Below are 21,154 nucleotides of genomic sequence, written 5' to 3' on the forward strand. Positions count from 1 at the left end.
CGAGGTGTGAACATGAATTTACCGGATATGATCTTATATAACGGAAAAATTACTACCCTTGACCCTTCTCAGCCTGAGGTATCTGCTATCGCCATAACTGATGGTTTAGTCACTGCAGTAGGTGGAGATGAGATTCTTAATAGTGCCACGGAAAAAACAAAAAAAATAGACCTAAAAAGAAAGAGAGCTATTCCAGGCCTGAATGACTCTCATATACACGTTATTCGTGGTGGTCTGCATTATAATATGGAATTACGTTGGGAAGGCGTGCCATCACTTTTTATTGCTCTAGAAATGCTCAAAGAACAGGCAAGGCGTACACCTGCTCCTCAGTGGGTAAGAGTAGTTGGAGGTTGGTCTGAATTTCAATTTAAAGAGAGACGGATGCCAACATTAGAAGAGATTAATGCTGTTTCTGAAGACACGCCTGTCTTTGTGCTACATCTTTACGATAGAGCACTTGTAAATCGTGCAGGGCTACGTGCACTGGGATACACGAAAGATACCCCAGACCCTCCAGGCTGTTTAATTCAGCGGGATAAAAGAGGTAATCCAACGGGCCTTTTAATTGCTAACCCTAACGCTTCTATTCTTTATTCAAGTTTGGGTAAAGCTCCAGTACTTAATCTTGACGACCAGATTAACTCAACTCGCCATTTTATGCGTGAATTAAATAGATTAGGTATTACAAGCGCCATCGACGCAGGTGGTGGTTTCCAAAATTACCCTGATGACTACAAAGTTGTTGAACATTTAGCCGAGAAGGAACAATTAACTTTGCGTATTGCTTATAATCTATTTACGCAAAATCCTAATCATGAATATGAAGACTTTGCTTCATGGGCAAAAATTGTTTCTCCTGGTCAAGGAAATGATAAGTATAAAATGAATGGTGCCGGAGAAATGTTAGTATTCTCGGCAGCCGATTTTGAAAAATTTCAAATGCCACGGCCCGAACTAGCTACAGTAATGGAAGCCGACTTAAAGAAAGTAATTTCTCTATTGGTGGAAAACCGTTGGCCATTCCGTTTACATGCAACTTATGACGAGTCAATCACACGTTTCTTAAATGTATTTGAGGAAGTTAACAGAGAAATTCCTTTTAATGGGCTACGCTGGTGGTTTGATCATGCAGAAACAATCTCAGATCGTAGTATGGAACGTGTTAAGGCTTTAAATGGCGGTATTGCCATCCAAGACCGCATGGCTTTTCAAGGTGAATACTTTGTTGACTTATACGGAAAGGAAGCTGCAAAGCATACTCCTCCGATTTATCGTATGTTAGATCTTGGTATACCTGTTGGCGCCGGTAGTGATGCAACAAGGGTTTCCAGCTATAACCCTTGGGTCGCTCTTTACTGGATGGTTGCCGGAAAAACCATTGGTGGGCTTTCCATATACGATGAAAAAAATAAACTTGATAGAAAAGTAGCCCTGGAATTATATTCAAAAGGAAGTGCGTGGTTCTCTGGTGATGAAGGTAAAAAGGGAACCCTGGCAGTAGGTCAGTTTGCTGATATTGCTGTATTATCTGCTGACTACTTTACTGTGCCAGAAGAAGAAATCAAAGACCTTGAATCATTACTCACCATTATGGGTGGGCAGGTTGTTTATGGAAATGATGAATTTAAAAACTTATCACCTGAATTGCCGCCAGCATCACCTGATTGGTCACCGACGGGCGTTTATGGTTATGGTGGTGCTAACCTAGCCAACACTATACTTTCTCACGATTCCCATGATAACAAGTTACATAGTTGTAGTAACCCTCTCCATCAACACACTCATACCGTAATAGGAAAAGATGGAACTAAATGGGGGATTGGTTGTACTTGCTTTGCTTTCTAAATCAAAACCACCGGTATAATGCCGGTGGTTTTCTTTCTACAATAAGGATATGTAGAAAGAAATAGCAGTGTATATCCCTACATGGAATCTGTTACTATGCGATAAGACCAAAGAATTGATTGATTAACTTAACTTGTTTTTGATAGCCTTCTCTCCTTGCAAACTCTGTCTTTTTTCCTTAATTAAAAGTCAATGGTATCCCCCTTTTTGATCGACTACACCACACATATAACCCCACTGTCCTTTGACTTTAATATAGATTTTAATTTTTTCAATTGTTACACTAGAATCATTATTATTTCTATTACACTGATACTTTTTGAGAATCATTTAACTTCTGCATAAAGATGCGTGCTGCAAAACTTAAAAATTTATCATCAAAGTGTATAAGATTAATATCTTGACTTGGTGTTGGATCAGTAATACGAACTATGCTCAAAGTATCATTATTAACAAAGTTAACCAGTGAAAGAGGTATTATGGCAACCCCATGTCCATTGTATACAAGGCTCAATAGAGAAATAGAAGATTTTGTTTCTATATTTGCTTCAGATAAAGATAACCCTAAACTCTCACAATATATCTTAATAGATTCACGACAACTACATGAAACCATTACTCTACTGAGCCCCACTAATTCTCGAAAAGAAACAAATGATTTATCATTCAAAGGATGATTTTTTGGAATTACAAGGACGAGCTCTTCACTATACAAAAGGGTGTTTGTTAATGTGTCTGGAATTTGAGCACTACGTGTAATCCCGAAATCAATATTTTTGTCAACGATTTGATTTACAGCAACTTCGGATTCTATAATCTTTACTACAATGTTGGGATAATGTTGTTGAAACTTCATAATATAAGGTGTTAAATAAGTGAGATCCTCTAATAGACCTCCTATAGTAATCACACCTCTTTTTACACCCTTTAATTCAAAAATTTCATTATAAACGTCATCAAATTGTTGCATGATAAATTTTCCTTTATCAAATAGCAGCTTACCCGCTTCTGTCATTTTGATACCTCTTCCAACTCGATGAAACAAGGGTGTATCAAGTTCACCTTCTAAAACTCGTATTTGTTGACTTAAAGTCGGCTGTGAAATACCTAGAACTTCCGCAGCTTTAGTGAAACTATTATTATTACAAACTTGAATAAAATACTCTAAATGACGTAATTCCATTCTTGATACCCACTCTCCGCTTTATGAAAGATTTATAATTTAAAGGACGATATGTATACGTTAACATAACAACTTTATTTCATATTATACCGATTGAAATTACAAGCTTTATTCATTTTGTATTATAATAAATTTACTACCATTTATTAATTTTTCCTCCTATTTATTTAAATTATATTTAATTAGGACATTACTAATTCGAGATATATTTCTAAAGATTTATAGTTCTAGTGCATAATACCCTAATTTTTTCAACTTTTCGATTATCATTTTTTTCTCAATATAGTCCAAACCACCAAATATTTGCTGAATCGCCTCTTTATGCTGAGGAAAAATAATATCCATTAGTTCAATACCTTCTGAAGTAATTGACGCATACGTGACACGGCGGTCTTTAGGACATGGTTTTCGTATTAAGAACCTCTTCTTTTCCAACTTATCCACTACATACGTGATACTACTACTTGCAAGTAATATTTTGTCTCCAATTTTTTGTATAGGCTGATCGCCTTTACTATACAGTAGCTCAAGCACTGCAAATTCTGTTGGATTAAGTCCATAACTTTTTATATCCTCTTCAATACGCTTAGTAATTGACTGTATTGCCCTAGATAATATAACAAATAACTTTAAAGATAAGCTCTCATCGTTAATCACGCTCATAATTACCAATCCTTTACAAGTTATCTTGAATTCGAGATTCATTATATTATCGTCAAAATATTATGTCAATCATTCATTTTAGCTTTATCAATCCATTTATAATTTATTTCTCAACATATGACATATGGAATTAGAAGAAGACAATTGTTAATATATAAGTATCTCAATTACGTTATTTCTTTTAAAGAGAACTTGTTTTTAATCACAAGTTCTCTTTTGCCATATTCTAAATTGAATTCGGACAAATTTCAGATGATGAGTCTGCCCCCCCAAGTATATGATATAGTTTTTTTAACAAAGATTAGAGCCCTCCTACAAGAAGGAGGGCTCTAATCTTTCATATAAATATTCACCATTTTTATCATTGCGAGGACATCAAAACTTTAACTTGATGGGGATATGGTGCTATCTCAATTAACAAATATTACAAACCATATATCTATCATATTTTTTATAAACAGGATTAATTAGATTTAAAAAAAGATTTCTTTTTCTTTACTCGTAATAAGTCACCTGTCCATCCTTTGAATCGCATATACATATACATACCCGCTGTTGTGAAAATAATAAATAAGAGAGCGATTAAATAGCTATATTTCCATTCTAGTTCAGGCATGTATTTAAAATTCATACCCCATAATGCTCCTAAGGCTGTCAAAGGCGTACTCACAGCAGTTAATACAGTAAGAGCTTTCATAATTTCATTCCCACGATGAGAAGAAACAACTTCTTGTAAATGAATCATCGTGTCTAATTCTTCTTGGTACTCTTTAACAAGTTGTAATCCACGCTCTAATTTTACGTGTGTTTGTTTATAACAAAGGGTGTTTGTTAGTTTTTCTAACCAAGCTTCTTTTAGGCCTTGTAACACTTCTTGTATTAAGCGAAACACATGTGTGTTCATAAATAATTCATGACGAATATGATAAATCCTTTCTAAAACTGCTATGTTATTATGATGATAAAAATCCCATAATACATTTCTGAAATTGTTTTCAAAGTAGTCAACCTTTCGCAAATAGTGAGATATAAACATTGATAAGATAGCACATAATCCTTCAGCAGAACTATTACAATTTTTTGTACCCATAGGGATATTATGTATTAATTTTTGGAAATCCTCTTCCTCCTTTTCCTGAACTGTTATCAGTATTCCATGAGCTACGAAATAATGAAGAAATTTTTGAATTTTGGCGTCCTTTTTATCTTGATCATATAAAAACGAACCATATACACAAGTTTGACTTGGTGATAACGTATAAACATATAATCCATTTTCACAAGGAGAACTTATTTTCTTTACAAATTGAGCGAAATAAGATGTTACATCACGAGGGATTATAGAAGAAAATTTTTCAAGCTCACTAGTTTTCACATGATACCAACTCCATTTCGTCATTTTTATGCATTCCATATTATTCTTCCTTTCTAAATAGTTTTATGTTTAATCGAATCATAACCGTAATATGACATTTGTATGTAGGTATTCATGTCTTGGAGGAAAAGTTTTTAGATCATCTAAATTACAAAATAAATGACATAGGAGGCCTTATTCTTTTAAAAGGAAGACCCCCTATATATTACTTATTTTTATTCTCAATTTTAAACATTTCCTCTATACAATCACTTTTTATCTTTTCTTATAAAGAATTTATTATATGTGGAAAAGAAGCTACATAATTTGGCACGTCTATTCAACGAACTCCATTTCAGTCGTTATTATAATTTGGATTCATATGCAGATTGATTGGTGATGTCGTCAAATACTTGACTCCCAATAATGTAGTATCCATGAAGTGCAGCCTCTTTCGAAGCGTCTACCATACGGAAAGAAGAAATTTCACTTTGCATTTTTTCAATTCGTTTTTTGTGGAGTTCTACTATTCCTCCTGTCCAAATAATAGTATCATACTGTTCTAACGTAAATTGTTCTTGTAATACACGTATGACGTCTTGGAAGTGTGCATCCAACTCTTTTTGAATCAAAGTATGAACCTGACTTGTCTCATGATTTTCTTCTCGACATTCATATCCTTTTTCTAATATGTTTGGCATGTCGTTAATATGCAATTGATTACTTTCACCCTCATAATTCTGCACGATATTCTTAATATTTTTCAAAGGCTTGCTACATCCTAGTTCCGTCTCATAATGATTTAAAATGAGATTCTGTTTCATATCTGTCATTTCTAATGTACGAAATCCACCATCAATAATTAAGATGCGATCTCGTTCCTGAATGATTCCCTCTTTTAAGAAATAGGCATGTAAAGCGACCGGTTGCTGAAGAATCAAAGCATTTTCCACCGTAATATGAATAAATTTCCCATCAATTTGCACGGAAGTTTCTTTTTTTAGTGCACGTTGTAATTGCTCATGCTGACTACCAAAACAAGTGATGGGAAGCCCGGTAACAACTAGAGATAACACGACATTTTCTTTATAATCCTTTGCAATGCAACCAAATATTTGTTGTTTAAATCGTTCGCTTTCATAATAATTTTCTATTTCATCGTCAAATGGAGGAAGAAATGAAGCGTCAGATTGATGTGCTTCATTTCCCATGTAGTATGCAAAGTCTAAGTCTATAAAACTTACCTTTGTTAAATCTTCACTTTCAGCATGATTAGGTACAGGGGCTAGTGTGGAAGCTTCACTCTTGATTGTCATCTCAGAATCTACAGCCTGTCGATATGCCCTTTTGGTAAAGCCAATTCCTACATCAATTGCATACAGAGATTTCATACTTTTTTCCTCACTTTCTATTTTTAGAGTTAAATCTAGGCACTCTCTTCTTTCCCTTCTTTCACATATTTCTTTTCATTTTTCGTTTTTCCCCCGTCTAAGTTCTTACTATTTTCATTTATTTCGTAATCCTTTTCACCTGTTTTCTTTTTATTATTTTCGTTTTCTGTTAAGTCTTTAATGGTAGAAATGACAACTGGTGTGGCTGTAAGCAGTTGTGGTAATGTTTGTTTTGCAACATTAGCTGCAGTTACAGAAAATTGTTTACTTGTCTCAGTTACCTTCTCCAATGTTTCCTTTATGTTTCCTTCTTGTAGTTTTTCTTTTACGCTTTTTCCTTTTGTTTGTATAGCTTTCCGATTTTCTTTTTTTAATAGGGAGACTATGACTCCGGTCGTAATTCCAATCACAGTATATTTAAATATTGTATGTTTCATTTTTCTCATCCTTTTCTATTTTTATTTTCTTCAATGCTACAACCTAAAATAATTACCTTACCTATTTATCAGATGTTGCAATCTATTACAGAGAATGATAGTTTTGCGGCTGCCTATCATTCGCCATTGGTACTTCAGCTGTTACTAGGAGTAAAATCTTCCCTTGATCTAGTTTTTCTTCATATAAGTTAGCTTCCTCCTTCGACAACCCCATTTCTTCCATTTGATTTCGAAGTTCGTCCCCTTTTTTGGAGAAAAAGTTGATAATACTTGTTCCCAATCCTTGTTCTTTTACTCCAATCGTATTTGTGTTTGTATCATCCGCAATCCTTTTTGTTATATGTTTTTCATGTGCTAAAACATAAATGTCATCGTGGCGAACCCCTTGCAATTCTAGCTCTTTTACTTTCATAACTACTTCCTGTTCATTTTGATATTCATAAACTACCGTTTTTCTTTCATTCGTATGCATGGTATCTTTCCTCCTTTAGATTTTTTATTTTTTATTTAGTTGTTATGTAATATGTAATACACCTATTTTAAAGATGTTAAACCTAAATTTTCAAAAAATTTCACACAATAGGTTATTCATGTTTTTAATATCAAAGAAATGTCACAAGAACTTTGCTTTGATAAAGCGCTACAAATAACGATTTGTTTGGAAGGCAAGCCCATTGTTTTATAGAAATCATAGAAAAATAAAAAAGCACTCCTTTTCAAAGAGTGCTTTTAAAAAACATATAACCTAATAAAAATATTTCTATTTTGATTACGGAAAGAAAGTCTTTATTAAAACATATGGTTGCTAATTTAATTGCGATTTGCCTTGCATCCAAGTAACAATATCATTTAAAACATACTCAGGGATATTAGCAGGACTATAATATTCATCTGGCTTACTTATTCCCCCATCCCCCTCTGTAAAGAAATGATTTAACTTTGGATATAGTCGATAATCTACATTATCTCGTTCTTTTAATTGTTCTTTCCAAAGAGGAATTTCAATTTTTGATTGAACTTGATAGTCTCGTTCTCCTTGAATAATAAAAAGCGGTGTCTTTTGTTCTTTTGACATTTCCACTGCTTTAATTTTATGGATAGAACCCTTACTTCACAGGATTTTTTTGCTGTTTTCACTATATCCTTACTATACAAATGAAAATATACAACGATACTAAATATACAAACTTTGCATAAAAAAATGATTTTATAGTATCTTTTTAATATCCATGTCCGCCTTGCCAACCACCATGTCCGCCCGGCCAACCACCATGTCCACCTTGCCAACCACCATGTCCGCCTTGCCAGCCTCCATGTCCGCCTTGCCAACCACCGTGTCCGCCTTGCCAACCACCGTGTCCACCTTGCCAACCACCGTGTCCACCTTGCCAACCACCGTGTCCGCCCGGCCAACCACCGTGTCCACCTTGCCAACCACCGTGTCCACCTTGCCAACCACCGTGTCCACCTTGCCAACCGCCTTGCCAACCACCGTGTCCACCCGGCCAACCACCGTGTCCGCCTTGCCACCAGCCTGCATAGCCTTGTCTCTGTGAGTTCATTCCTTCGCATCCCTTCTTATTAAAAATTCAAATACTGTAACTGGGTATTCTCTAAATATAATTATGTATCCCAAAAATAAATGTATCCGCAAACATCCCGATTATTGGTAAAGTAATTATCTAATGAAAAAAACATTTATTATTGCAAATCTAAGCTCTATTATTTTTTGCTTTTCCAAAATTTTTTCGCTATTTTATTAGCATAATACTTTTTAGATTCAATTTCATCATAGTTACTTAGTATTAGAACAGACCAATCATTACTTGTGATCCTTTTTCAACATTACATCAGAATCCATAGTTGGGCTTTAGTTATACAAAGAAAACGATACTTCACTATTGAAGTATCGCAAAAAAACTATTTACTTACATTATTATGACTATAACCCTATCCGGTATTAGTTACTCACCTAAAATTGCAAATGGGCTAAATGATTCATAATGAATCAATTCCTTTTCTATACTGTGTTCTTTTAATACTGGAGCCGTTGACTGCACAATTTGTATTGTTTTCTCGTCAATCATAAATGGTACATCCCTTCGTATACAATGTCTTTATAAAACATTAGCATTATTTGAAATTTACCTTTCATAATTTCATTTTTTACTTTTAACTTCAGAATATCGAATCTTTTTTTATTATGGATCTAAACTGATCCAATAGTGATTCTGGCGCAATTACTCTGAAGTTTTTACACTAGAACCTTCTTATTTACGTATTGAAAAATGTTACCTATAACGGAAAAGCCCAGATAGCGATGTGGCTGCACTATTATTAAAGGCATTTCTCCTTCTAAAACAGACAGTACTTGCAATCTTAGTACGAATCACAGTTGAATTCATGTTACTTAATCGTACCCATTCCACCAATTTTAATCTTAACCTTGACGTTTACATCGCCTTTTGCTAATTCGTTACCCCAATTATTTTGTATTTTTTTCCATTTCGGATATGTGTATGTTCTTGCATATCCTCCAAGCCCAATAGGATCAATTTTGGCGGTTTGTATTTTTTGTATTAATTGCTTGAAATCAGCTTCTAGCTTAGTTTCAATCGCCTTTTGTAATTTTGCTGCGTCCTTTCTAGTGTTAAACGAAAAAAGTCGTTCTGTAATACCGATTCTCATCTTTACATCTACATTAAATATAAAATGATCATCATATCTTGCCTTTGTCTTTACTTTAATACCATAGGCAGTAAAACTTATCAAATCTTTATCTTGACTATCTGAATTTAGCTTAATTGGAACTGTAAATGGTAACTCCCCTGCAGTTCCTTGTTGCAAAATGCGTAAGAGTTTGTTTTCATCAGGTTTCAGTGTTAATTTATACTTTCCTTTTTCATCCAATAAGGCTGTACCTGTCACCCATATTTTATTCTTTTTTTTCAGTTCAGTAATATTTGCTGTTAGCCCTTTGTCTGCTCTTTGTTCATATAATTCTTGAAGTGTTGTTTTCACCGTGATATTTCTTAAAAAAGCGGTATCAACTAGTTTTGTTAAATATATAGGAAGCCTTGGTTTATCTTTTGGACTATAGAAGATGACGTCTGAAACAGGTCCATCTACAGCGACAACCCTTGCGGTAACTGTATTTTTGGGATCACGGTAAAATGGATCAAGGTAAATTTCCCAGTTTTTTTGTTTCAGTAGCCTTTTTCCAACTAAAATAACCTGTGTTTTACTTCCGGCGGTAAGTGCCATAACCGTAGCATCAAATTTGTCTCTTGCTTTTCGAACCGTAGCAGATTTCACACCAGTAGTTTCTTCTTTTATTTTTGCTTCTTTATTGAAAACAGGGCTTGATATATACACTAATAAATTATCATTAGGATCTAAATCGATACCAAGAATAAGAGTAAGAGAAACATCTTCAACATTTCTTTGATCGAAGCATCCAGTCATCAAGAACACCAATAACAAAATACAACATAGTACTTTTCTTTTCAATGTATTCTCCTCCGGCGAAACTTCTCATATAGACAGCAATACAGCCATAAAATAATAGGTAATATATATGTTACTCCTAATCCAGTATTCGATAATACCTGTTGCCAAATTTCAGATTCATTCCAACTAGGATGAGTCCAAAATGTGAATCCGATAATAAGCAATAAGAGAACAACTACATGAGAGCTGTGATCTTGTTTTCCAAGTAATTGGCTTGAACAAAATACAGAACAGTATAGGGCAGGGATCCATGATGTGGAAACAATGGTTAAGTAAACAGCCAATAAAATCATGTCAAAACGTTCTAAAAAACGAAATTCAATTACTTTCAGTAAATTTATTACCGGTTGATTATATTGCGTAATGCTATCAGGGCTAAAATAGGCAAAGCAAACAATAGTAGCAAATAAATAAAATAACATCGTTAAGGTGTTTGCTATAACCATTCCATGGACTGCATACTGTTTTTTTTGTAAAAATGGATATAAAAAGAAAGCAATATCAAACCCTAAATAAGCATAAACAGTGCTTGGTACAGCGGTTAATATCGGTTTCCACCCTTCTTTTAAAAGCGGAAAGAAAGGCATCCAGCTTCCATTCCCTATAAGAGGGATTAAAAAAAATATCGGAATCCAAAGCGCCATATAAAAAAAAGTTCGGCGTATCGTCCTAAAATACTAGGACCGTTACGTGCAACAAAATAGGTAGGAATCGAAAACAAAAAGATAACGATAAAGTCAGGCGTTTTCGGGAGAAGCCATCCCTTAAGGTAAAGCATAGCGTTTATAAGAACGATACAAGAATAAAAAGCGAAGTACATCATGTAAATAACAACGAATGCTTTCCCTACTATTTTTCCAAACAATCGTATAAGAATATCATAAATCGTATCCTGAGGATATCTTGCAGCTGTTTTCACTATAAACACACCTGATATTGTGGAGAAAATCCAACCAATCAATATAGCTATCCATCCATCTGTTCCAGCCTTTTCTGCAAGCACACGTGGAAGCGATAAAACGCCAGTGCCCACCTGCACTCCATTAATTAAAATAATATACTGCATAAGAGTGATTTCATTATAGGCATACTTTTTCATAATTTCACCTTTTATTACGATTCTTTCCTTGTCGAATAGTTTGATCGGTTCCATTCCCCTTAGGACGCCTTCTTATTGTCCATAAAGGAAAGCGTACAAAAACATCTTTCATATCTGCAAAACGAAAGGGTGCTAATGGTGTTCCGTAAGAAGTACCTAGCGATTTAAGACTACTTAGATGCCCAATTAAAGTCATCCACCCGATAACAAGTCCTACAATTCCAAATAAGGCAGCTGCTAGCATCATTGGAAAGCGTAAAAGTCTTACTGCCGCTCCCATATCATAGTTAGGGATAACAAAAGAAGAGATGGCGGTAACAGCAACAACAATAATCATAATATTGCTTACAATTCCCGCCTGAACAGCCGCCTGGCCGATGACAATACCACCTACAATTCCAACTGTCTGACCAATCGGAGTAGGTATCCGTAAAGCCCCTTCTCTCATCGTTTCCAATGTTATTTCCATAAGTAACGCTTCCATAACTGGAGAAAAGGGTACGCGCGTTCTTGATTCAGCAATAGATAAATATAGCTCTACAGGAATAACTTCAAAATTAAAGGAAATAAACGCAACATAACTCGCAGGCAGAAATAAAGCAACCATAAAGGCGACAAAACGAAGCAACCGAATAGACGAAGCAACTAACCACCTTGTACCGTAGTCATCGACTCCTTGAAAAAAGGAAATAAAATTTGTTGGAGTAATTAACACATTAGGTGAATGATCCATTACAGTTACAAATCTACCCTGTAGAATGTGAGATACAGCCAAATCAGGTCTTTCAGTTAATATAAATTGTGGAAACGGTGAGTAAGGGTGATCTTCAATGAATTCTATAAGTTCGCCATTACTAGCAACAGCGTCGATTGTAATATTTTGAATTCGTGTTTCTAATTCCTTCAGCACATCTTCAGAAGCTACATCTTTCAAATATAAAATAGAAATTTTGGTTTTGCTCCGTACACCAATTATTATTTCTTTTATCGCTAATTCACGATGAGGAATATATCTTCGAATCATTGCGATATTTTGACTTCCAGTTTCTATGAAAGCTTGATGTGCTCCTTTTAGAGCTATTTCGTTATGTGCGTCCTCAACACTTCTTTGTGGCCACCCTTTTGTATCCAATTGATGTGCTGTTGTTCGACTGTGAATTAATAAAACACTATCTCCCACAAAAATAGCATTTTCAATCTGACTTAATGTATTAATAATCTTAATTTGTCCTAACGGAATTGGAAGTTCTCTATTAGTATCAAAATCAATATTCATCAAAGGACTGAGAACATGATTTTGAATCAATTCTTTATCTGTTAATCCAGATAAGTATACTAAGGCTGCTTCTAATCCACCTACTGTTATTTGAAACTGTCGAATTACTAAATCAGGCGCTTGACGAAATATATTCTGAATATGAGCTATGTTTTTGGATAAATCAGCGTCTAAGAGGGAGTCTTCAATATTTTTTTCCTGAAAATGAGTATTGTTTCGCATTGAACATGACTTAGGGTTGTCTCTATATTTTAAACGCCTCAAAAATTTAGCCATGATTCCCTCACTTTCTATGTACCTTTTATAGTATGTTTAGTATGCATATATTAAGGAAAAATATCCTAATAGTTCCTACAATTACACTTTTAAGACATTAGATACATTTCTTGCTGTCTTTTTTACTCATGTATTCCTTTTTGTTGTTGATGTAACTTTTCAATTGTAACTGACACACATCTGAAACTCTAAACCCTCTCTCTTCCCTAACAACTACTAATCGTAAAATTTCAGAGTCTAAATTGTGTAAATTCCCCAATACTCGCTACCCTATAAAGATACATGTTTAACATGTTGGTGATATTTTTTCTTTTCTCTTCTATATACTCTAGTAACATAATGTTTGGTTAAAATAACCTTTAAACTCTTTTTAAGAAAAACTTAAGAAAATCTCCCTTTATTCATAAGAAATTTTTTCTATACTGAAGCATGTAAATGAACAAGAGGAGAAACGATAATGAGAAAATTTGTAATTTGCATATTAGGAATAGGCCTTCCTATATACTTACTACCTTTCATATTACGCGGGGATTTAGACAGATTTAATCCGATTGCTGAAGAAAAAAATGTATATGCCGTTGCGAAAGGATATGGTGTTCCGGATTATCATCATAAAGGAAAAGCTATGTACTCACTAAAAGCTGTTGATGAATTAAGCAATGAAAAAGAATATAATGTTGGAACGAACACGCCTAATGATTTTATAAGAAAAACTTACTTAAAAATTCATGTAAAGGGAAAGTATGTGTATTCTTACGATATTATTTCTAAAGAGGATATTCCGGAGAAAATAAGGGGACAATTGGAGATAGCAAATAAATAAAAGAGCCAATTCATACGAGTTGGCTCTTTATTCTCTCTTCCATCTACCGCTGAGAGAATTCTTTCGGTAGATTTATTAAATTCGTTATCATTGTTTCAATAACCATTCTTCAATTACTTTCACTGTTTCATCTCGTTGTGCTTTTGGCGTAATTAAACTCGCATTATCACCTTTTTGCTCACCATACATGCCAAAATGAGCATGATTGCCCCCTTTTATCATGTGCATAGTTGTATTTTTTGACATAAACTTTTTATTGTTCTCTATTTTTTCTACAGTTGCTAAAGCATCTACTTCCCCGTAAATTGATAACATTGGAATCGACTTAGTAGAGAAGTCATCTGCAGGATACGAACCTAAGAAAATAATCCCGTCTACCTTTTCTTCATGTTGAAAGGCATACCTAGAAATCATAGCTCCACCCATTGAATGCCCAGCAACATACCATTTTTGAACTTCAGGATACTGTTCAATTACACTATCTACCTCATTTATTCCAAATATCGCTAAGTTTAATGGTAACTTAGGCATTACTACAAAATGCCCATCTTTTGCAAGTGCTTCTCCTAAGTAACTATAAGCCTCCGCTTCTACTTTAGCTCCTTGATAAAAAATAACTCCTATTTTTGCATCTTTCTCTCCAAAAACTATATAATTTTCATCTTTTTTATCATCTACTAAAGACAAAGCCTCTTTCGTTGGTTTGTAAGTAAACTGAGACCAAGTTAAAAAAGTAATACTTCCGATGAGTAAAATACCTAGTAAAGAGTACAGAACAATTTTTATCCATTTCTTCACATATATGACCTCCCTAAGATGTGTATATTCTATACTTTAGATTATCATTAATAAACATAAAAACTCGAGCATTTTCATTGTGCTCAAGTTTTCATTTACGTCTTTAATTTATACTATAAATTGTCCAAGATAAATATGTAGCAAATGTAGCCCATAAAAAATATGGGATTAGCAACCATGCCGATACTTTAGATAAATTGGAAGAAAACATAATGAGAAGTAACGTAGTAATAGCGACTAGTAAACAATCTACTGTTGCTAAAAACAAATTCTTTTGGCTAAATTGAAAGTAGCTGAACGCTTGATTGAATATATAATTTAAAAGGAATAAAAACCAAAATGTTTTTGGCTTGAATCCATAGTTGTTGTAAATAATTGCAACTGATAATGCAATAAGTCCAAATAATACAGCCCATATCATTCCGATTGTCATACCAGGAGGTGTCCAAGACGGCTTTTCTAACGCATCATACCAAGTACGATCAATAGGGAATAAAACACTAGAAACATAAAACAAACCATATGTTAGTAAAAATACTATAATACTAGATTTTTTCATAAACATTCTCCTTTTTACTAGAAGATTATAGAAACTTTATATGATTAGTATGTCCTTGTAATGAATAAAATTCTAATATTTAAATTCCAAATACATATTGTTTAACCTATTTCATACAAATTCTTTCATACTTTTATATGCACAAAGGGCTCTCTCTCGTGCTGCCTTATGATCAACAATCGGATAAGGATATGTATCCCCAAGTTTTATATTGGATTTTTGTAAAATATGCTCAGGTGCTTCCCAAGGTTTATGTATATATTTGTTTGGGATATATCTTAGTTCTGGTACCCATCTTCTTATATACTCTCCATTTTTATCAAACTTTTCTCCTTGTGTGATGGGGTTAAAAATACGAAAGTACGGTGATGCATCTGCTCCGCTTCCAGCAACCCATTGCCATCCCATTGTATTATTTGCAATATCAGCATCTAGTAGTGTATCCATAAACCATTTTGCTCCTTCTTGCCACGGAATTAACAAATGCTTTACAAGAAAAGAGGCTACAGCCATTCTTGCCCGGTTATGCATAAAACCTGTTTGCCATAGTTCTCGCATTCCCGCATCAATAAACGGATAACCCGTTTTCCCCTTTTGCCATACTCTTAATAACTCCTCTTCCTTATCCCACGGGAAATTTTCAAAGCTCTTATTAAGAGGTCTATATACTGTAAATGGATAATGATATAGTAAATAATAAGAAAACTCTCGCCAAATTAATTGACGTATAAAGCTATTAACTTGTTTTTCAAAAAGACTACATTGTCTTTCGGTACTTTTATTTATTAAGTAATGAAACATTAGCTTTACTGATATTTGACCAAATGAAAGATACGGTGCCAACATCGAATGGACATTTTGATCTGGAAAATCTCTTCCTTCACTATAAGAGACTAATTTGCTAGAGAAAAATTTCTTGAATGTTTTATATGCCCCTTCTTCTGTCGGATCCCATATTACTTCCATATGAGATGTCCACGGTATAGTCGGCAACAAGTGTAATTCTGAAACAGATAAGCTTGCTGGTAAAGAGTTTCCCCACTTTATACTCTGCACTCTGCTAATAGGTTTAGGTATTACCTGCTTTTGAAATGCATTGTAAAAAGGCGTAAACACCTTATATTCAGTGTTATCTTTCTTTTTAATAACCCACGGTTCTAATAATAAATGCGAATTAAATTCTTTACAGATAATACCTTTATCCTCTAACATCATTTTCATTTTTTGATTAGATTGTAATCTGTCCAGATCATAACAAATATTCCAATATACAGCCGTTATATCTAATTGCTCTATGAGAGAAAGTATTTCTTCCTCCGTACGTCCTTTACGAATTATTAAAGTAGAGCCCAATGCCTCAAGTTGCTTCTTTACATCTATTACAGCATGGTGCAACCACCACTTTGACGCACTTCCTATTGAAAAAGTTTCATCTTGTATATATACAGGAAGAACCTCACCAGCCTGAACAGCCTCAAATAGAGCTGGGTTATCATATAAACGAAAATCTTTTTGAAACATAACAATAATTTTATTTTGCATGGCTATCCTTTCTTACTCTTAAAACATAATAGATTCTTTATGTGAATACTCATCTCTTTTACTTTTGCATTATTATATTAATAATTCTTTGTAATCATAAACAAACGTTTCTATAGTTATTGGACTTCTATCTAGTAAATTCGATAAATCTGATGTGACTTTTTTAGCTAATCCTAATTTTGCAGTTGTATATATTCCAATCATAACCCAAATAAAGTCACTGTTAAGTCCCTTTTGAATCATTCTTTTTCTAAATTTAAATATACTTGGATTTGTATAAGTAATATCTTTATTTATTATTTTTGAAATAATAGCAGCAACTTCATAGTATGTTAATGCCTCATTTCCCGTTAAAGAATAAGCTTTAAATTCATGTCCCTCTTCGGTTAATATCTTAGCAGCAACTTCTCCAATATCCCGTACATCTATAAAACTTGTTTCCCCTTTACCAGCAGGTACTTCAATTATTTTTTCATTTCTTAATTCATCACCATGTTGTGATAATAAATTTTGCATAAAAAAGCTCGGTCTTAGGAATGTGTAAGGGATCCCAGAAGCCTTTATCATAGCTTCAATTTTAGCATGAGGTACTATCGGATTTTTTTCTACACCTAATAAAGATAAAAATACAATGTGTTTTATACCTATTTCTTTTGCGGCATCTACAACAGGCTGGAAATACTTTTTTGCATCAGCTAGATGTGGCGGTCTTATTAGAAAGACTTTAGTAACACCTTTTAAAGCCGCCTTTACAGATAAGGGGTTTTCAAAATCAAAATAAACTCCTTCGGTTTCTCTACTGCGCGTTGTGACTTTGAAAGTAGCATTTCTTTTTATTAGGCATTTTACAACCTCTTTTCCTACATTCCCTGTAGCACCTGTTACTAAAATCATTGTAATCACCCTTTATTTTTTTGTAAATTTTGAATCATACCTTGCAAAACTCGAACTGTATTTTCTACTTCCTCTTTAGGAATACTAGCTGTAGCATTTTTTATAACTTCATCGCTTACATTTTCTATCTCCTGTATTAATGCCTTAGTTTCATCTGTTAAAAATATTAAATGTGACCGTTTATCTTTAGGATTATGTTTTATAAGAATCCATTCTTTTTGCAATAATCTTTGTATAATTCCGGTTACTGTTGGACGGTCTGCTAAGAGCCTTTCAGCAATCATAGCCGGAGTGGTTCCATTTGGATAAAGAGATATATCCTTTAACACAGACCATTGCTGAGCTGTTATTTTATATTCTTTTAATTGATTTGATAATTCTGTTTTTGTCATTATACTTACCTTGTGTAATAAATAGCCTAAATTATTCATATAACCTCCAAAATAGTTAGCACACTAATTATATAGTTAGTATACTAACTATAATGTATAATTACAAACTTCAATTAACAGTTTTTTTATAAAAGATATATCAAATTCTTATTTTGTACTATTTCATATTATATTTAAAATCTTCTTTAATCCTGTTTTGCATGTATTGTACACTCTATATACAAAGATTATTTCTTGCTGTTACTTTAAATAAGCATTTACAATTGTATCTAGCATAGGTCTTTTTTATTGTCCGATTAGTCATATTTATTCTTAATTCTGCAAAATAAAAAGAAACTGGAGAGAAATATGGGAAAACAATTTGATAAACAGTCAAACTTAAATACATTTATTGATTCAACAATCCTATGGACTTTTCAAAACCAAAATGCCATAAATACACTTTTGAATGAAGGTAAGCTTATAGCCGATCCTATTTTTGTTAGTAAAGAAGATTGCACAGCATATAAATACATTGTAAGACACATGAAACAGAAAGGTATTGACTTTATTATAGATTTACCCATTTGGGCATGGCATTCATGCAATGGTTACCAAAAGAAGCCTACTTATGAGACTGCAAGAGAATTACTATCAGATATTCAATTAGAGAAAGAAATATACCTCATCGAATTCACATGTCCTAATTTTTTATTCATGTTAACAAACTATAGCGGATGGTGCGACATTTATTTTAAACTTACTGGAAATCCTAAAGCAAGTGTAACAAATGATGAAGAAAAATACTTATTTAATCTTTACCCTACCATTGAGGAAGAATGGGAATATCATCATATCCAAGCAACTCTACCCTACCTAAAAAAAGAATGGATTATACAAATAACTGAACTTAGTAAAATGAATGGATTTAACAAATAGTCACATGAAACTAATACATTTAAAATAGCGTTTTTTTATAATGGAACCCTAAATAAGCTCCTTACTACTATGATTTTGTATACATGCAGTTTACTCATTTAGTTTTGGTCTAGTTTGTAAATATAAATTCAAATCTGGACTTGAACCGTTAATAATTATATCTCGAACAATTTTAGAAAGTACCATACTATAAACTAATCCATTATCTCCATACGCATAGATAAAGTGACAATTTGGAAACTCTTCATACATTCCAATTATAGGTAAACCATCATGAGTACCACCATAAAAAGCACTTAAATAAAATTCAGGTTCAACTGTTATATTGGGAAAGAGCTTATTAAATTCATTCACTAATTTCTCTTTTTTATGGATTAATTTTGAATCTCTTTCTTGAGCAATGTTTGTATCTTCATCTAATCCACCTATAATAATCCTATTATCTGCAGTAGTTCTCATATAAATATATGGTCTCGCAGTTTCCCAAATGAGAGTGCGTTTATACCAAGAAGATAAATCTTCCACAGGATTAGTAACAATTGCATATGAGCTAATCAGTGTAGCGTTCTTTTCCTTTTTAAATTCCAATCCTTCATATCCTGCAGCCACAATTACTTTATTGGCAGTAATAGAATTGCCCTCCTTTGTATAAAAGATAGCACATTCTTTCTCTAACTTTTTGCCAACAATCTCTGTATCTTCATAAATGTGAACTCCTTTATTAGAGGCTTGTTCTAATAAACTATGTGTAAATTTATAAGGATTTATTTCACCATCATTATACGTATAAATAGCTGCACGTTTTTTAAATGGATATCTCTGTCCAATTTGTTTTTCTGATAACCAAGCCGCTTTAAAATCATGCTTATGTAAATAATACAGTTCCTTTTCTAATTTCTTTATATCCTCTTCATAACTTGCATAATATAAGCTGTCACGTCGTTTAAAGTCAGAGCAATAAGGCAAGTTTTGATCAGCATATTCAATATCATTAATAGCTTGTTCACATAATTTCATATGCTTAACTGCATACTCTTCCCCAAATGTATTTACAAGTTCAAAAAACATCTTATCACCTAAATATTGAATAAGTGCTGTATTTGTAAGGTTACTTCCATGTCCTACCTTTCTTTTATCAACGATAACAATATTTAAATCTGATTCACTCAAATAGTATGCTGATTGAGCACCCGAACTTCCTGCTCCTATTATTAGTACGTCACATTTTATATCTTCGTCCAAACGAGGATAAGAAGGTGTATTAGAAAAAGTCGTGTTCCAATATAATTTCCCTTTCTGTAAATCCATTTTAATTGCACCGTCCTAAATAAAATAGTTATATCCCCATCGGTATCTCCAAATCATTCTTACTATATACTTCTTATCAAAATTATCTTGCTATCATGAATAAAGGTTCTTATAAAACTAAAAGCCTTGTCTTAAGAACATTTTTCGAAAAAACGTCAAATAATTTTTTATTTTTATTATAAAAAGAGCAAAAGATCTCCATTTATAGAAGATTTCTTTTACTCTTTTTAAAGGAAACAACTCCAAATATTTAACATATTACAGTATCTACCAAATAAAAATTACTTATCTATCGATAACTTACACATAAGAATGCATTTGTTTCACTACTTTATTAACAGAAACTTTAACAACCGTTTCTTTTTCCCTTGTTCTATCAATCTTGAAACCATAAACTTTAACATCAGACGGTACTAGTGGATGATGACAAATCATATCTATACTCTTCTCAATATTTTCACTAACATTTTCTTTTCCACTTAGCCATTCATCAAGGCTACCACTTGAAAATTCAGGCATGCAATTTTCAAAGAGATAATCTAGTTCCCTGTTATTTTTTATGGAATCACGTTGAATTTGTAGATTAACTACATCACTTTCTTTATCCTCTATTCCTACAACAATAATTTCTTCAACATTTTCTTGATAAATAGCAATAATAATAGATCTCATTATATCTCCATAAGGATGTACAATTACAGAATCGTAGCTGTGTATAGTCAATATGTTTTCTTGTTGAATGTTAGTTACTTGTTGGATAATAGGCTCTATTCCATGTTCAATGTCTGTTAACAATAAAACTTTTTTATTCTTTGAATTCATATGGAGCACTCCTTCTTCATTATTGTATTTATGAAATTTTTAAGCTAGTAACAATAGTTGA

Annotated in this window: 20 protein-coding genes and 2 pseudogenes; 3 read left to right on the forward strand and 19 right to left on the reverse strand. The window is 33.2% G+C overall.

Annotated features, from left to right (window positions below):
- Positions 1-12: 12 nt before the first annotated feature.
- Complete coding sequence (locus tag QCI81_RS02590; protein ID WP_023522384.1) at positions 13-1,848, forward strand: amidohydrolase; 1,836 nt, start codon at positions 13-15, stop codon at positions 1,846-1,848.
- A 304-nt stretch (positions 1,849-2,152) separates the two neighbouring features.
- On the opposite strand, the gene QCI81_RS02595 is transcribed toward QCI81_RS02590, so the two are convergent.
- The 12 genes and pseudogenes from QCI81_RS02595 to QCI81_RS02650 form a co-directional block, all read right to left on the reverse strand.
- Positions 2,153-3,031: a LysR family transcriptional regulator gene (locus QCI81_RS02595; protein ID WP_000423186.1), complete on the reverse strand. Its 879-nt coding sequence runs from the start codon at positions 3,029-3,031 to the stop codon at positions 2,153-2,155.
- 219 nt (positions 3,032-3,250) lie between these two features.
- Positions 3,251-3,694, reverse strand: coding sequence for a MarR family winged helix-turn-helix transcriptional regulator (locus QCI81_RS02600; RefSeq protein WP_016122794.1), 444 nt, complete (start codon positions 3,692-3,694; stop codon positions 3,251-3,253).
- 463 nt (positions 3,695-4,157) lie between these two features.
- Positions 4,158-5,108 carry a magnesium transporter CorA family protein gene (locus QCI81_RS02605; RefSeq protein WP_071731974.1) on the reverse strand — a complete coding sequence of 317 codons (951 nt, stop codon included), beginning with the start codon at positions 5,106-5,108 and terminating at the stop codon, positions 4,158-4,160.
- A 305-nt stretch (positions 5,109-5,413) separates the two neighbouring features.
- Positions 5,414-6,439, reverse strand: a complete 1,026-nt coding sequence (locus QCI81_RS02610; RefSeq protein WP_071731973.1) for a ParM/StbA family protein — start codon at positions 6,437-6,439, stop codon at positions 5,414-5,416.
- A 35-nt stretch (positions 6,440-6,474) separates the two neighbouring features.
- On the reverse strand, positions 6,475-6,876 hold the full coding sequence (locus tag QCI81_RS02615; RefSeq protein ID WP_071731972.1) for a peptidase U61: 402 nt from the start codon (positions 6,874-6,876) through the stop codon (positions 6,475-6,477).
- 85 nt (positions 6,877-6,961) lie between these two features.
- Positions 6,962-7,348 (reverse strand): YflT domain-containing protein, encoded by a 387-nt coding sequence (locus tag QCI81_RS02620; RefSeq protein WP_000557321.1) that lies wholly within the window; start codon positions 7,346-7,348, stop codon positions 6,962-6,964.
- A gap of 333 nt (positions 7,349-7,681) precedes the next feature.
- Positions 7,682-7,978, reverse strand: a pseudogene (locus QCI81_RS02625) (alpha/beta hydrolase); the annotation flags it as partial.
- A gap of 118 nt (positions 7,979-8,096) precedes the next feature.
- Positions 8,097-8,438, reverse strand: a complete 342-nt coding sequence (locus QCI81_RS02630) for a hypothetical protein (RefSeq protein WP_109737581.1) — start codon at positions 8,436-8,438, stop codon at positions 8,097-8,099.
- Positions 8,439-8,840: 402 nt separating this feature from the next.
- Positions 8,841-8,963, reverse strand: coding sequence for a flavoprotein (locus tag QCI81_RS02635; protein ID WP_000564622.1), 123 nt, complete (start codon positions 8,961-8,963; stop codon positions 8,841-8,843).
- 319 nt (positions 8,964-9,282) lie between these two features.
- On the reverse strand, positions 9,283-10,386 hold the full coding sequence (locus QCI81_RS02640) for a Ger(x)C family spore germination protein (RefSeq protein ID WP_069355881.1): 1,104 nt from the start codon (positions 10,384-10,386) through the stop codon (positions 9,283-9,285).
- Positions 10,383-11,485: pseudogene (locus tag QCI81_RS02645) on the reverse strand (GerAB/ArcD/ProY family transporter). The gene QCI81_RS02640 and the pseudogene QCI81_RS02645 overlap by 4 nt, the downstream one beginning before the upstream one ends.
- 4 nt (positions 11,486-11,489) lie before the next feature.
- Positions 11,490-13,037: a spore germination protein gene (locus QCI81_RS02650; protein WP_071731970.1), complete on the reverse strand. Its 1,548-nt coding sequence runs from the start codon at positions 13,035-13,037 to the stop codon at positions 11,490-11,492.
- 457 nt (positions 13,038-13,494) lie between these two features.
- Between QCI81_RS02650 and QCI81_RS02655 the strand changes: the two genes are divergently transcribed.
- Positions 13,495-13,860 carry a YxeA family protein gene (locus QCI81_RS02655; RefSeq protein WP_071731969.1) on the forward strand — a complete coding sequence of 122 codons (366 nt, stop codon included), beginning with the start codon at positions 13,495-13,497 and terminating at the stop codon, positions 13,858-13,860.
- An 87-nt stretch (positions 13,861-13,947) separates the two neighbouring features.
- Here the strand turns inward: QCI81_RS02655 and QCI81_RS02660 are convergent, their stop codons facing one another.
- From QCI81_RS02660 to QCI81_RS02680, 5 genes are all read right to left on the reverse strand, one after another.
- Positions 13,948-14,658, reverse strand: coding sequence for an alpha/beta hydrolase (locus tag QCI81_RS02660; protein WP_071731968.1), 711 nt, complete (start codon positions 14,656-14,658; stop codon positions 13,948-13,950).
- Between the two features lie 103 nt (positions 14,659-14,761).
- Complete coding sequence (locus QCI81_RS02665) at positions 14,762-15,217, reverse strand: TspO/MBR family protein (RefSeq protein ID WP_000749744.1); 456 nt, start codon at positions 15,215-15,217, stop codon at positions 14,762-14,764.
- Positions 15,218-15,328: 111 nt separating this feature from the next.
- A complete protein-coding gene (locus QCI81_RS02670; protein WP_071731967.1) occupies positions 15,329-16,759 on the reverse strand; it encodes a cryptochrome/photolyase family protein in 1,431 nt (476 codons plus the stop codon).
- 72 nt (positions 16,760-16,831) lie between these two features.
- Positions 16,832-17,653, reverse strand: coding sequence for an SDR family oxidoreductase (locus QCI81_RS02675; protein ID WP_071731966.1), 822 nt, complete (start codon positions 17,651-17,653; stop codon positions 16,832-16,834).
- A 5-nt stretch (positions 17,654-17,658) separates the two neighbouring features.
- The gene (locus tag QCI81_RS02680; RefSeq protein WP_071731965.1) at positions 17,659-18,084 is read right to left on the reverse strand and encodes a MarR family winged helix-turn-helix transcriptional regulator; all 426 of its coding nucleotides are present in this window, start codon (positions 18,082-18,084) and stop codon (positions 17,659-17,661) included.
- 309 nt (positions 18,085-18,393) lie between these two features.
- Here QCI81_RS02680 and QCI81_RS02685 point away from each other — a divergent pair, with 309 nt between their 5' ends.
- Positions 18,394-18,963 (forward strand): DUF3841 domain-containing protein, encoded by a 570-nt coding sequence (locus QCI81_RS02685; protein WP_071731964.1) that lies wholly within the window; start codon positions 18,394-18,396, stop codon positions 18,961-18,963.
- A 90-nt stretch (positions 18,964-19,053) separates the two neighbouring features.
- On the opposite strand, the gene QCI81_RS02690 is transcribed toward QCI81_RS02685, so the two are convergent.
- Positions 19,054-20,271 (reverse strand): NAD(P)/FAD-dependent oxidoreductase, encoded by a 1,218-nt coding sequence (locus tag QCI81_RS02690; RefSeq protein WP_000365631.1) that lies wholly within the window; start codon positions 20,269-20,271, stop codon positions 19,054-19,056.
- Positions 20,272-20,571: 300 nt separating this feature from the next.
- On the reverse strand, positions 20,572-21,093 hold the full coding sequence (locus QCI81_RS02695; protein WP_071731963.1) for a carbonic anhydrase: 522 nt from the start codon (positions 21,091-21,093) through the stop codon (positions 20,572-20,574).
- Positions 21,094-21,154 lie beyond the last annotated feature (61 nt).

The organism is Bacillus cereus group sp. MG20, from assembly GCF_040459885.1.
Taxonomy (GTDB): Bacteria; Bacillota; Bacilli; order Bacillales; family Bacillaceae_G; genus Bacillus_A; species Bacillus_A cereus.